At 61.5% G+C, this 13,372-nt stretch carries 12 protein-coding genes; 2 read left to right on the plus strand and 10 right to left on the minus strand.

All coding sequences use genetic code 11. The features are described from left to right. Positions 1 to 137: 137 nt before the first annotated feature. The 10 genes from pqqE to pedF form a co-directional block, all read right to left on the minus strand. Positions 138 to 1,271, minus strand: coding sequence for a pyrroloquinoline quinone biosynthesis protein PqqE (pqqE, locus tag JIO00_RS16905; protein ID WP_010455116.1), 1,134 nt, complete (start codon positions 1,269 to 1,271; stop codon positions 138 to 140). Beyond that, positions 1,268 to 2,020 (minus strand): pyrroloquinoline-quinone synthase PqqC, encoded by a 753-nt coding sequence (gene pqqC / locus JIO00_RS16910; RefSeq protein ID WP_200666360.1) that lies wholly within the window; start codon positions 2,018 to 2,020, stop codon positions 1,268 to 1,270. Before pqqC ends, pqqE begins: the two co-directional genes overlap by 4 nt. 139 nt (positions 2,021 to 2,159) lie before the next feature. Next, entirely contained in the window at positions 2,160 to 3,074 is a 915-nt protein-coding gene (gene pqqB, locus JIO00_RS16915; protein ID WP_200666362.1) for a pyrroloquinoline quinone biosynthesis protein PqqB, read from the minus strand. 53 nt (positions 3,075 to 3,127) lie between these two features. After that, entirely contained in the window at positions 3,128 to 3,199 is a 72-nt protein-coding gene (pqqA, locus tag JIO00_RS16920; protein ID WP_010455123.1) for a pyrroloquinoline quinone precursor peptide PqqA, read from the minus strand. Positions 3,200 to 3,446: 247 nt separating this feature from the next. Then, on the minus strand, positions 3,447 to 4,967 hold the full coding sequence (exaC, locus tag JIO00_RS16925; RefSeq protein WP_154501125.1) for an acetaldehyde dehydrogenase ExaC: 1,521 nt from the start codon (positions 4,965 to 4,967) through the stop codon (positions 3,447 to 3,449). Positions 4,968 to 5,229: 262 nt separating this feature from the next. Continuing rightward, complete coding sequence (locus JIO00_RS16930; RefSeq protein ID WP_010455128.1) at positions 5,230 to 7,008, minus strand: PQQ-dependent methanol/ethanol family dehydrogenase; 1,779 nt, start codon at positions 7,006 to 7,008, stop codon at positions 5,230 to 5,232. Positions 7,009 to 7,280: 272 nt separating this feature from the next. Beyond that, positions 7,281 to 8,219, minus strand: coding sequence for a quinoprotein relay system zinc metallohydrolase 1 (locus JIO00_RS16935; protein ID WP_169858250.1), 939 nt, complete (start codon positions 8,217 to 8,219; stop codon positions 7,281 to 7,283). A gap of 16 nt (positions 8,220 to 8,235) precedes the next feature. Continuing rightward, positions 8,236 to 8,997, minus strand: a complete 762-nt coding sequence (locus JIO00_RS16940; protein WP_010455133.1) for a quinoprotein dehydrogenase-associated SoxYZ-like carrier — start codon at positions 8,995 to 8,997, stop codon at positions 8,236 to 8,238. Continuing rightward, a complete protein-coding gene (locus JIO00_RS16945; protein ID WP_010455135.1) occupies positions 8,994 to 9,872 on the minus strand; it encodes a substrate-binding periplasmic protein in 879 nt (292 codons plus the stop codon). Before JIO00_RS16945 ends, JIO00_RS16940 begins: the two co-directional genes overlap by 4 nt. Positions 9,873 to 9,875: 3 nt before the next feature. After that, positions 9,876 to 10,337: a cytochrome c-550 PedF gene (gene pedF / locus JIO00_RS16950; RefSeq protein ID WP_010455137.1), complete on the minus strand. Its 462-nt coding sequence runs from the start codon at positions 10,335 to 10,337 to the stop codon at positions 9,876 to 9,878. 254 nt (positions 10,338 to 10,591) lie between these two features. Here pedF and exaA point away from each other — a divergent pair, with 254 nt between their 5' ends. Together exaA and JIO00_RS16960 are read left to right on the plus strand one after the other, a co-directional pair. Continuing rightward, a complete protein-coding gene (gene exaA, locus JIO00_RS16955; protein ID WP_200666364.1) occupies positions 10,592 to 12,484 on the plus strand; it encodes a quinoprotein ethanol dehydrogenase in 1,893 nt (630 codons plus the stop codon). A 235-nt stretch (positions 12,485 to 12,719) separates the two neighbouring features. Beyond that, entirely contained in the window at positions 12,720 to 13,367 is a 648-nt protein-coding gene (locus tag JIO00_RS16960; protein ID WP_077749294.1) for a pentapeptide repeat-containing protein, read from the plus strand. The last annotated feature ends 5 nt before the right edge of the window (positions 13,368 to 13,372 follow it).

Here is a 13,372-nt window from a genome sequence, read left to right on the forward strand (position 1 = left end):
GATATTGTATTCACCGCAAATCCCCTGTGGGAGCGAGCCTGCTCGCGAAAGCGGTGGGTCAGGCAATGTAGATGTTGAATGTGCAGGCCTCTTCGCAAGCAGGCTCACGCCTACAGGGAATTTGTGTCGTCCTTGGTTTATCCGCGATAGATCAGCCGCGATGCTTTCTCGTTACGCAACGTAAGGTGCTCCATGCCCTGCCCCGGCGCGTCCGCTTCGTCGCGGGCCTTGAGGATCACCCCGTGGTGCGCCGACTTGCTGCACACCGGGTCAGCGTTTTCGGCATCACCGGTCAGCATGAACGCCTGGCAGCGACACCCACCCAAATCCTTGTGCTTCTCATCGCAGGAGCGGCACGGCTCTTTCATCCAGTCATCGCCACGAAAGCGATTGAAGCCGAAGGATTCGGTCCAGATGTGCGAGACGCTATGCTCGCGCACGTTGGGAAACTCCACCGGTAACTGGCGGGCGCTGTGACAAGGCAGTGCCGTGCCGTCCGGGGTGATGTCGAGAAACAGGTTGGCCCAGCCGTTCATGCAGGTCTTGGGGCGCTCTTCGTAGTAGTCCGGGGTGACGAAGATCAGCTTGCAGGGATGCCCTTGGGCCTCGAGTCGCTCGCGGTATTCGTTGGTGATGCGCTCGGCACGCTGCAATTGCTCGCGGGTTGGCAACAGGCCGACGCGGTTGAGTTCGGCCCAGCCGTAGAACTGACAGGTGGCCAGCTCGACGAAGTCCGCTTCCAGTTCCAGGCACAGGTCGATGATCTGCGCGATCTGGTCGATGTTGTGCCGGTGGGTGACGAAATTCAGCACCATCGGGTAACCCTGGGCCTTGACTGCTCGGGCCATGGCGAGCTTCTGGGCGAAGGCCTTGCGCGAGCCGGCGAGCATGTTGTTGACCTGTTCGTCGGCGGCCTGAAAGCTGATCTGGATGTGGTCCAGCCCGGCGACCTTGAAGTCGCGGACTTTCTGCTCGGTCAGGCCGATGCCCGAGGTGATGAGGTTGGTGTAATAACCCATGTCCCGCGCCGCTTTGATCAGCTCGGCCAGGTCCTGTCGCACCAACGGTTCACCGCCAGAAAAACCCAGTTGCGCCGCGCCCATCTCCCGGGCTTCGCGGAACACCCGAATCCATTCTTCGGTACTCAATTCCTCGCCTTGCTGGGCGAAATCCAGCGGGTTGGAGCAATACGGGCACTGCAACGGGCAGCGGTAGGTCAGCTCGGCCAATAACCACAAGGGCGGACCGGGTGGCTGTTCGATCAGGTTCACAGGGCGATCCCCCGGTGCCAGACATTCTGCTTGGAGACGGTGTGATACGGCGGCCGACCCAGCTCATAGGCCATGCTCATCGCGTCGAGCATGCTCCACAGCACGTCGAGCTTGAACTGCAGAATCTCCAACATGCGTTGCTGGCCGTCGACCGTGACGTAGTGCGCCAGGGTGATGCGCAAACCATGCTCGACATCGCGCCGCGCCTGGCTCAGGCGCGTGCGGAAATAGTCGTAACCGGCCGGGTCGATCCACGGGTAATGGGTGGGCCAGGCGTCGAGTCGGGATTGATGGATCTGCGGCGCGAACAGTTCGGTGAGCGAACTGCTGGCCGCTTCCTGCCAACAGGCGCGACGGGCGAAATTGACGTAGGCGTCCACCGCGAAGCGCACGCCAGGCAGCACCAATTCCTGAGAAAGGATTTGCTCACGGTCCAACCCCACCGCTTCACCCAGACGCAGCCAGGCTTCAATGCCGCCTTCGCTGCCGGGGACGCCATCGTGGTCGAGGATGCGTTGCAGCCATTCACGGCGCACGTCGCGGTCCGGGCAGTTGGCGAGGATCGCGGCATCCTTGAGCGGGATGTTCACCTGGTAGTAGAAGCGATTGGCGACCCAGCCCTGAATCTGCTCGCGGGTGGCACGGCCGGCGTACATGGCTTGGTGGAACGGGTGGTGGATGTGGTAATAGGCGCCTTTGGCGCGCAGGGCTTGCTCGAACTCGGCGGGGGACATGGGTTGGTCAGTCATTGCGGTTCTCCGGATTTCTCGGTGTTACGGCTGACACCTTCGCGGGCAAGCCTCGCTCCTACAAGGTTTCGCCGACTGCAGAAGTGGCGCACGACACAAAACTTGCAGGAGCGAGGCTCGCCCGCGAAGAGGCCATGAGCTACAGATCAATACTCATGCCATCAAAAGCCACCTCAATTCCCCGCCGCGTCAGCAACGCGCGCTCAGCCGAGTCTTCATCGAGGATCGGATTGGTGTTGTTAATGTGGATCAGCACTTTGCGTTGACGGGTAAACCCTTCCAGCACTTCAAGCATCCCGCCAGGACCGCTTTGCGGTAGATGCCCCATTTCACTGCCCAGGCTCTGGCCGACTTCACACACGCGCATCTCGTCGTCGCGCCACAGGGTGCCGTCCAGCAGCAGGCAATCGGCGCGCTGCATCCAGCTCAGCACCTCGTCGTCGATTTGCCCAAGGCCCGGGGCGTAGAACACGCTGGCGCCGCTGCGCCGGTCTTCGATAAACAAACCGATGGTGTCGCCCGGTTGCGGATGGCCGCGATTGGGCGAGTACGGCGGCGCGTTGCTCACCAGCGGAATCGCGCGAAATTGCAGGTGTTCGCAGGCTTTGATGCGGAATGGTTCACGGTCCAGCCCGACCGGTTGCCAGTGCAACCCGCCGTTCCAGTGCTCAAGCATGGTGAATAAGGGAAAACCACTGCTCAGGTCTTGATGCACGCGTTCGGTGCACCAGACCGAATGCGGGCAGCCTTCGCGCAGGCTCAACAGACCAGTGCAATGGTCGATCTGGCTGTCCAGCAGGACGACTGCGGCGATCGCCGTATCGCGCAAGCGGCGGGCCGGTTGTAGCTCCGGGAAACCTTCAAGCTGCGCGCGAATGTCCGGTGACGCATTGCACAGCACCCACTCCACACCGTTGTCGCTCAGGGCAATCGACGACTGCGTGCGCCGTTGCGCCCGCAGGCTGCCATTGCGCATCCCGGCGCATTGGCGGCAGTTGCAGTTCCATTGCGGAAAACCGCCACCAGCGGCGGAACCGAGAACGCGGATGTGCATGGGAGGCTCCAGAAGGCAGGCCCGGCCAACGCGACGGCTGGCCGGGTGGACAATCAACGGTTGGCGAAATACATCGTCACTTCAAAACCAATGCGCAGATCGGTAAACGCGGGTTTATTCCACATGGGTCAATCCTCTTCTTGTGCCGGGACATTCCGGTAAAGCCATTAATGCACGGGGCGCGAGACGACCGGATGCTACTTTCGAACGAGGTCGCGGCGTGCGTTGGTAGGGGGTCTTCAATCGCACAAAAACCAATGTGGGAGCGAGCCTGCTCGCGAAGAGGCCAGCACATTCAACATGGATGTTGACTGTCAGGCCGCCTTCGCGAGCAGGCTCGCTCCCACAGGGGATTACGGTGTGCCTAGGGGATCAGAAAAAGCCCATCGGGTTGATGTCGTAGCTCACCAGCAGGTTTTTGGTCTGCTGATAATGGTCGAGCATCATCTTGTGGTTTTCACGGCCGACACCGGACTTCTTGTAGCCACCGAACGCCGCATGCGCCGGGTACAGGTGGTAGCAGTTGGTCCAGACCCGCCCGGCCTTGATCGCCCGGCCCATGCGGTAGGCGCGGTTGATGTCGCGGGTCCACAGGCCGGCGCCGAGACCGAACTCGCTGTCGTTGGCAATCGCCAGAGCTTCGGCTTCGTCCTTGAAGGTGGTGATACCCACCACCGGGCCAAAGATTTCTTCCTGGAACACGCGCATTTTGTTGTGGCCCTTGAGCAGGGTCGGCTGGATGTAATAGCCGCTGGACAAGTCGCCCTCCAGACGCTCGGCCGCGCCGCCGGTGAGCAGTTCGGCACCCTCCTCCTGGGCAATTTTCAGGTACGAGAGGATCTTGTCGTACTGCTGCTCGGACGCCTGGGCGCCGACCATGGTTTCGGTGTCCAGCGGGTTGCCGCGCTTGATCTTGACGATCTTCGTCATCACCACTTTCATGAAGTCGTCGTAGATCGACTCCTGCACCAGGGCCCGGGACGGACAGGTGCAGACTTCACCCTGGTTGAAGAACGCCAGCACCAGGCCTTCAGCGGCCTTCTCGATGAACTGCGGCTCGGCTTGCATGATGTCTTCGAAGAAGATGTTCGGCGACTTGCCGCCCAGCTCGACGGTGCTTGGAATGATGTTCTCGGCCGCGCATTTCATGATGTGCGCGCCAATCGGCGTGGAACCGGTGAAGGCAATCTTGGCGATGCGCTTGCTGGTGGCCAGCGCCTCACCCGCTTCACGGCCGAAGCCCTGAACGATGTTCAAAACGCCGGGTGGCAGCAAGTCGGCGATCAGCTCGGCGAAGACCATGATCGACAGCGGCGTCTGTTCGGCGGGTTTGAGCACCACGCAGTTGCCGGCAGCCAGGGCCGGGGCGAGTTTCCAGGCGGCCATCAGCAGCGGGAAGTTCCACGGGATGATCTGCCCGACCACGCCCAGCGGCTCGTGGAAGTGATAGGCGGTGGTCAGCTCATTGATCTCGGCGGCGCCGCCCTCTTGGGCGCGGATGCAGCCGGCAAAATAACGGAAATGGTCGGCGGCCAGCGGCACGTCGGCGTTCAGGGTCTCGCGCACGGCCTTGCCGTTGTCCCAGGTTTCGGTGACAGCGAGGATTTCCAGGTTCTGTTCGATACGGTCGGCGATTCTCAGCAGCACCAGCGAGCGATCCTGGGCCGAGGTCTTGCCCCAGGCATCCGCCGCCGCATGGGCAGCGTCGAGGGCTTTTTCGATGTCGGCGGCGTTGGAACGCGGGAATTCGGCGATGACTTCACCGGTGACCGGCGAGGTGTTGGTGAAGTACTCGCCATTGACCGGGGCAACGAACTCGCCGCCGATGAAGTTGCCGTAGCGCGCTTTGAAGGAAACGACGGCGCCGGGTGTTCCGGGTTGTGCGTAGATCATGGTGGGCCTCTGTCTGGGTCGATGCCTGTCGGGCAAACAGGCGATGAACCGATAGTAGAGAGCCCCGCGTGCCAGACGAATGCGCCGTTGGCAGGGGGACTCTCGTTATTTGGTCGTAGAAAACGCCTCGGTTCTTGATCGTTCCCACGCTCCGCGTGGGAATGCCTCAACGGACGCTCCGCGTTCGGCTCTTGGGACGCAGAGCGTCCTGGGCTGCATTCCCACGCTGAGCGTGGGAACGATCAATGCGGTGGATTCAGGGTTAGTGTTTGGCCACGACGAGGTCTTTGGGCAGCTTGAAGGTCCAGAGCATCCCGCCCTGGTTGAAGTCCTTGATGCGCTTGGCTACTTCGCCGCCCCACAACGGCACGGCGCCGCCCCAGCCGGACAGCACCGAAACGTATTGTTCGCCGTCCATTTCCCAGGTCACAGGCGAGCCGAGGACGCCGGAGCCGGTCTGGAATTCCCAGACTTTCTCGCCGGTCTTGGCGTTGAACGCCTGGAGGAAACCTTCCGGCGTGCCGGTGAACACCAGGTTGCCCTTGGTGGTCAGCACCCCGCCCCACAGCGGCGCGAAGTTCTTGTGGCGCCAGACTTCCTTGCCGGTCTTCGGATCGATGGCACGCAGCACACCGATGTAGTCTTCATTCAACGGCTTGATGGTGAAGCCTGCACCGAGGAACGCCGCGCCTTTCTTGTAGGCGATGCCTTCGTTCCAGATGTCCATGCCCCACTCGTTGGACGGCACGTAGAACAGTCCGGTGTCCTTGTTGTAGGCCATCGGCATCCAGTTTTTCGCGCCGAGGAACGCCGGGGCGACAAACACCGAACTGCCTTTGGCTTCGGTGCCCGGTGCGCCAGGGCGGCTGGCTTCGTTGTAGATCGGCCGGCCCTCTTTATCCAGGCCAGTGGCCCAGGTGATCTTGTCCACGAACGGGAAGCCGCGAATGAATTTGCCGTTGGTGCGGTCCAGCACGTAGAAGAAACCGTTACGGTCAGCAGTGGCGGCGGCTTTGATTTCTTTGCCGCCTTCGGTGTAGTTGAACGACACCAGCTCGTTCACGCCGTCATAGTCCCAACCGTCGTGAGGCGTGCTCTGGAAGTGCCATTTGATGGTGCCGTCGTCCGGGTTGAGCGCCAGGCGCGACGACGAGTAGAGGTTATCGCCAGGACGCAGGTGCGAGTTCCATGGCGCCGGGTTGCCGGTGCCGAACAGCAGCAGATTGGTTTCCGGGTCGTAGTAACCGCCGAGCCAAGGCGCCGCGCCGCCGGTTTTCCAGAGATCGCCGGGCCAGGTCTTGCCGGCTTCACCGCCGGAGATACCGTTCTCTACCGCTTTGCCGTCTTTGTAGGTGTAACCCATGTGGCCTTCGACGGTAGGTCGGGTCCACAGCAGATCGCCGTTTTTCGGGTCGTAGGCTTCGATCTTGCCGACCACGCCGAATTCGCCACCGGCCACGCCCGTGATCAGTTTGCCGTTGATCACCAACGGCGCGGCGCTGATCGAATAACCTTCTTTGTGGTCGGCAACTTTCTTGCTCCAGACCACTTTGCCGGTGTCCTTGTTCAGGGCCACAAGCTTGGCGTCGAGGGTGCCGAAGAACACCAGGTCGCCGTACAGCGCGACGCCGCGGTTGATCACGTCACAGCAAGGACGGATGTCATCGGGCAGGCGCGCATCGTATTGCCAGAGTTTCTTGCCGGTGCGTGCATCCACCGCGAACACCCGCGAGTAGGAACCGGTCATGTACATCACGCCGTCCTTGATCATCGGCTGTGCTTGCTGACCGCGCTGTTTTTCCCCGCCAAAGGAGAACGCCCAGACCGGGCGCAAGTCCTTCACGTTACTGACGTTGAGCGTATCCAGCGGGCTGTAGCGCTGACCCTGGACGCCCAGACCGTTGGTGACGATCTGCTCCGGGTTCTTGGGGTCCTGGAGAATGTCCTGGTCGGTGACGCCGGCCAATGCCTGGCCGGACAACAGCATGGCACTGAGCAACAGGCTCAAGACGAAGGGTTGGCGACGTGCGGGTTGGGTCATGACGGCTGCCTCTGCGGTTTTTGTTATACCCGGGAAATTTTCCCGGTCTGGTGCAGATTCTTGGGCGCCGCCGCCCTCGCAACAATTGCCCGCAGTGTGGAGATTGCTAGTTCCTTAGTAGCGGGTCGGAGCAAATGAACACCGGTTATGTAGGTCGACACCTGCCCCTGTGGGAGCGAGCCTGCTCGCGAAGGCGCCGTGTCAGGCAACATTATTGTCAATCGGCACACTGCTTTCGCGAGCAGGCTCGCTCCCACAAAAAAGTGTGTGGGTCATTTGTTTGCGGTGGAATCGACTCGGGTCATCTGCGCGCGCTCATAGCGCGGATACAGATGACTGACACTGCGAATCAGCTCATAGCGACTCAGGCTGATGCCAGCAAACCGCTCGGGAATGGGGCTGCGGATCATCTCGCTCATGTCACTGCCATTGGCGGCGCCGTCGCGCATGAGCTGATCGAGCCAGGTGAGGTAGTCGCGCATTTGCTCGAACGGTTTTGTGTCCGTGGCCACCGGTCCATGGCCGGGCACGATCAGCGTCCATGGCAGGCCTTGTAGCGTGGCGATGTCCGCCAGCCACACCGACAGCCCCGGACTGTTGGGCGTGGTCAGCGCCCTTTGATAAAACACCAGGTCCCCGGCAAACAGCACGCCGGTTTTCTGGTCGAGAATAGCCAGATCCGCACCGGTGTGCCCACCCAGGCTCAGCAGGCGCAGATCGTGATTCCCAAAATTCAATACGCCAGGCGCCAGCGTCCGGGTCGGCAGCAGCACTTCGGTGCCGCGCATCCAGTCCCCCACCAGTCGATACATATTTTCGGCCATGGCGTCACCCTGCCGATGCAACAGCTCGGTGGTGCCGGCCAACGCACCGATTGGCACGTCGCTGAAGGCCTGGTTGCCCAGCACATGGTCCGGGTGGTGATGGGTCAGCAACACCTCAATCACCGGTTTATCAGTGGTCGCGGCGATGGCTTTGCGCATCGCTTCGCCGTAGCGCCTGGACGGCCCGGTATCGATCACCACCACCCCGCGGTCAGTGACGATGAACGCGGTATTGACGATGTTGCCGCCGTTGGCCTTGGCGAAATTGTCGGTGCTGCCTTCGAGCAGCCAGGTGTCTTCGGCGATTTGCCGGGGCTTGAGCACATAGTCGAGGTCCGCCAGGGCCGGCAGGCTCAGGCTCATGAACAACAGCAGCATCCAGCGCATCACGCGCTCCTTGGGGTCAGGGTATGGCCGCATCGAATTGATTGCCGCTGTTGTCGCGCAGCACCAGGCGCGTCTGCCCTGCCCCTTCGATGTCGAAGGCCAGGTTGGGGTTCTCGCTGACGGCGGGAAACAGCTCCAGTCGGGCCAGCAGCTGATCGTTCCCGTCGCGCAGTTCAGCATGGTTGATAAAGAATTCAGGGATGCCGCTGACCATGCCGTTGTCCATCGGATGCGCCACTTGCAAGCGCACCCGGCTGAACTCACCGCGCGGATAACGACCGCCCAGTACTTCGCCGATATGCTCTTCCCAGCCAGGCTCGGTGCGCACGACGCTGGGCGCAGTGCAACCACCGCCCGCCGCATCGATCAGTGTCGAGCCGACATGCCAGAGGCCGTCACGGGTCAGCACCGCCGCGCGCAACGGCGTGGCTTGCTCGATACGGATGCGGATCGACAGCCACGGCAATACGCGATCCAGCGGTTGGAAATCGACTATTTTCGGCAACGGATTGAGTTCCGCCCAAGCGAGGATTTTCACCACCTCGCCTTTAAACGCCCGGGCGTCGATTTCCAATGGCACTTGCCGGGCATCTTCGGCGAACGGCGGCGCCAGCAGCTTGACCCGGTCATCGAACACGAACGGTGCATTGCCGAGCATCTGCTTGTGGTAGAAGGCCCACATCACCGAGGGCACCGGGTCTTTGCCCGGCTCGATACCGGCAGCGTGCGCCGCCAGGGGCAACCAGCAGAGCAACAGGCAACTCGCTCGCCAGTTCACGGTTGGTACATCTCGGGCACGTCATAGCGCAGGCCGTAATGACCGTAAATGGTGTTGACCGCCCCTTCACGGATCAAGCCCTCCAGCGCCTCTTCCACGGCATAGGCCAGTTGCCGGTTGCTTTCATGCACCGCCATGCCGATCTCCCAGAGTTGCTTGCCCATGTTCGGGTAAGCGTTTTGCGCCAGCGCCACTTGTGGATCGTTGGCTTGGTGAACTTGCCAGTCGATCTCGCCACGCATGGCCATCACCGCATCGACTTCACCGGCCTTCATCGCGGCGAAGGCTTGCGGTACACCGGGATAGTGGTGGGTTTTGCCGGCGAGCATGCCGTTAAATACCGACGTCAGGTAGAACGACGGCACGCTGTCGACTTCGACGCCAATCGGATGGTGTTCGAACACGGCGACGCTGCCTACCTTGTCGAGACGGCGGCGATCATAGGCGACCTGCCATTGTTCGTTCTGGTACGGCCCGAACATCACCACATGGCCGTTTTCCAGCTCACCCAGTTCGTTGCGTTTTTGCGCGTAATCGCGGTCATACGGCACGCGCATCATCAGGTCGGCCAGTTGCAGATCATGCAGCTGACTGGCCCGCCAGATGTAGTCGCGCAGGTCGTCATCGAGCTTCTCGCCGGCGGGCGCCCAGATCAGCGTCAGGCGCACGCCCAGCGCTTTGGCCAAGGCTCCGGCGAGCTCGACATCAACCCCGCGCGGCTGGCCGGCGTCTTCAAAACTGTAGGGGGCGAAGTCCTTGTAGACCGCCACTTTCAACTCACCGGCAGCGATCATTTCGTCATAGGTACGGACCTGCGCCTGCACGACTTGGCAGCACAGCAACACAGCGCTGATCAACACAGCGAGCAGGCGCATGGGTTACTCCTCGACGCGAACGGTGTCCAGGTAGGTGCGCACAGCCCACAGAGCTTCCTGACTCAGGTAATCCGCCATTTTCGGCATGTACACCCGGCCATCCCGCACAGCGCCGTGGCGCACGCGTTCGACGAACCATTCATCACCCGCTTCACCGACGTCGAGCATGCGCAAATCGGGGGCGATGCCGCCGGACTTGGCTTCCAGGCCATGACAGGCGGCGCAGTTCTGGTTATAGGCCGAGGAGCCGATTTCCACGGCTTTCTCATGTTCCGGGGAGGCGCGATACGGATTCACCGCCGCCCAACCGTCGGCATCCACCTGCACGCCGGCATCTTTGATCGGGGTCAGGCCTGGGGTGGCGATCGCCTGCGGTACCACGTTGCCGTGGGCCCAGACGGAGCCTGCACTGATAAAGCCGGCCAGCAGTCCGGCAACGAGCAAGGCGTTGCGTTTTGTTGTCATTGTTATGCCCTCAAGATTGCACGCAAAACCTCTTTGAAGAGGCTATGGCACCCATATTGGTACCGGCCTCGCGCAATCCCCATGCTGCTTTGGTGGCCGCCTTCTAGTCCCTTGGTAGTAGGGCTTGTGACGCACACCCAAATCAGGTGCCGTTCGGGAAGTCTTCCCGGTCACAGCGGGACTTTTTCCGTATCCGGCAACCGGCCGGGCGCACCACCCTGTGCAGGCCAAAACCTCCACTGGGAACCGCAACCATGACAATAAGATCGCTACCCGCCCTTTCCCCTCTGTCTATCGCCGTGCAGGCTTTTCTGCTGGTGGGCAGCCTGTCCCTGAGTGCTGCAAGTCACGCCGCAACCGCTCCGGCCACGCCCACCCGCAACGTGACGTGGGAAGACATTGCCAACGATCACCTGACCACCAAGGACGTGCTGCAATACGGTATGGGCACCAACGCTCAACGCTGGAGCCCGTTGGCGCAGGTCAACGACAAGAACGTGTTCAAGCTGACGCCGGCCTGGTCCTATTCGTTCGGCGATGAGAAGCAGCGCGGCCAGGAATCCCAGGCCATCGTCAGCGATGGCGTGGTCTACGTCACCGGTTCCTATTCGCGGGTGTTTGCTCTGGATGCCAAGACCGGCAAGCGCCTGTGGACCTACAACCATCGCCTGCCGGACAACATTCGTCCGTGCTGCGATGTGGTCAATCGCGGGGCGGCGATCTTTGGCGACAAGATCTACTTCGGCACCCTCGATGCGCGGCTGGTCGCCCTGGACAAGAACACCGGCAAGGTGGTGTGGAACAAGAAGTTCGGCGATCACGCCGCCGGCTACACCATGACCGGTGCCCCGGTGCTGATCAAAGACAAGACCACCGGCAAGGTGCTGCTGATTCACGGCAGCTCCGGCGATGAGTTCGGCGTGGTCGGCCAGCTGTTTGCGCGCGACCCCGATACGGGTGAAGAAGTCTGGATGCGGCCCTTCGTCGAAGGCCACATGGGCCGGCTGAACGGCAAGGACAGCACCACCACCGGCGACGTCAAGGCACCGTCCTGGCCGGATGACCCGACCACCGAAACCGGCAAGGTCGAAGCCTGGAGCCACGGCGGTGGTGCCCCTTGGCAGAGCGCCAGTTTCGATCCGGAAACCAACACCATCATCGTCGGCGCCGGCAACCCCGGCCCGTGGAATACCTGGGCGCGCACCGCCAAGGATGGCAACCCCCACGACTATGACAGCCTCTACACTTCTGGCCAGGTCGGCGTCGACCCGAGCACCGGCGAGGTGAAATGGTTCTACCAGCACACGCCAAACGATGCCTGGGATTTCTCCGGCAACAACGAACTGGTGCTGTTCGATTACAAGGACAAGGACGGCAAAACGATCAAGGCCACCGGCCACGCGGACCGCAACGGTTTCTTCTACGTGGTCGATCGCAACAACGGCAAATTGCAGAACGCATTCCCCTTCGTCGACAACATCACCTGGGCCAGCCACATCGACCTCAAGACCGGCAAACCGGTGGAAAATCCAGGCCAGCGTCCGGCCAAACCTTTGCCGGGCGAGACCAAGGGCAAGTCAGTGGAAGTGTCGCCGCCGTTCCTCGGCGGCAAGAACTGGAACCCGATGGCGTACAGCCAGGACACCGGGCTGTTCTACATTCCGGGCAACCAGTGGAAAGAGGAATACTGGACCGAAGAGGTCAACTACAAGAAGGGCTCGGCCTATCTGGGCATGGGTTTCCGCATCAAGCGCATGTACGACGATCACGTCGGCTCCCTGCGCGCCATGAACCCCACCACCGGCAAAGTGATTTGGGAACACAAGGAAGCGCTGCCGCTATGGGCCGGCGTATTGGCCACCAAAGGCAACCTGGTGTTTACCGGCACCGGCGACGGTTTCCTCAAGGCGTTCGACGCGAAAACCGGCGCTGAGCTGTGGAAGTTCCAGACCGGCAGCGGCATCGTCTCGCCGCCGATCACCTGGGAACAGGACGGCGAGCAATACGTCGGCGTGACCGTCGGTTACGGCGGTGCGGTGCCGTTGTGGGGCGGTGACATGGCCGAGCTGACCAAGCCGGTGGCTCAGGGCGGGTCGTTCTGGGTGTTCAAGATTCCGAGTTGGGACAACAAGACTGCGCAGAAGTAATCCGCTTGCCCCCTGTGCTCACAGGGGGTTTTCTGGTGCTCAACAAGCTTTTCTGTGGCGAGGGAGCTTGCTCCCGCTGGGCTGCGAAGCGACCCCCTCATTTTTCAGCAACACCGAGTTGCCTGGATTTACGACTGCTGCGCAGCCGGGCGGGAGCAAGCTCCCTCGCCACAGGAACCCACATAACCGTTGTTTTTTGTGTATCCAGCTGCCCTCCACCTTTCGAGGACCTGTCATGAAGTACCTGCCTCTACTGCTATTGCTTGCCGCCCTTCCGGTTTTCGCCGACAACGGCGACGACTCCCCACTCATCATCAACGGCTGCACCATCGCCGATCACAGCCAATGCCCCGGCGCCAATCTCAAAGGCGCAAACCTGAGCAATCAGGACCTGCGCAACATGAACCTCAGCGGCGCCGACCTGCGCGATGCCGACCTGCGGCACGCCCGACTCGACCTCGCCAACCTGGAAAAAGCGCAACTGCAAGGCGCCAACCTGACCCGCGCCAGCCTGCAACAAAGCAACCTGCGGCTGGCGGATTTCACCGGTTCAACGTTGATGGCGATCCAGGGCTGGGGGATGTTTGCCCAAGGCGCGCAATTCCAGGACGCCAACCTCAGCGGCGCCTACCTGCAATTCGCCCGCCTCTCCGGCGCGAGAATGCACAACACCAATCTGCGTGCCGCGGACCTGGAAATGACCTGGTTGAGCAAGGCTGACCTCAAAGGTGCCAACCTCAGTGACGCCAACCTGCAAGAAGCCAAATTAAGTGAAAGCAATCTGGAACAGGCCAACCTCAGCGGGTCGCGGCAGCATTATGCGAATTTTCAGGATGCGAACATGGAGGGCTGCAGCGGTTGCCCGACGACCTGGAACAAATGAACTGT

Origin of the sequence: Pseudomonas sp. SW-3 (genome assembly GCF_016615645.1) — a bacterium.
GTDB classification, from domain to species: domain Bacteria; phylum Pseudomonadota; class Gammaproteobacteria; order Pseudomonadales; family Pseudomonadaceae; genus Aquipseudomonas; species Aquipseudomonas mandelii.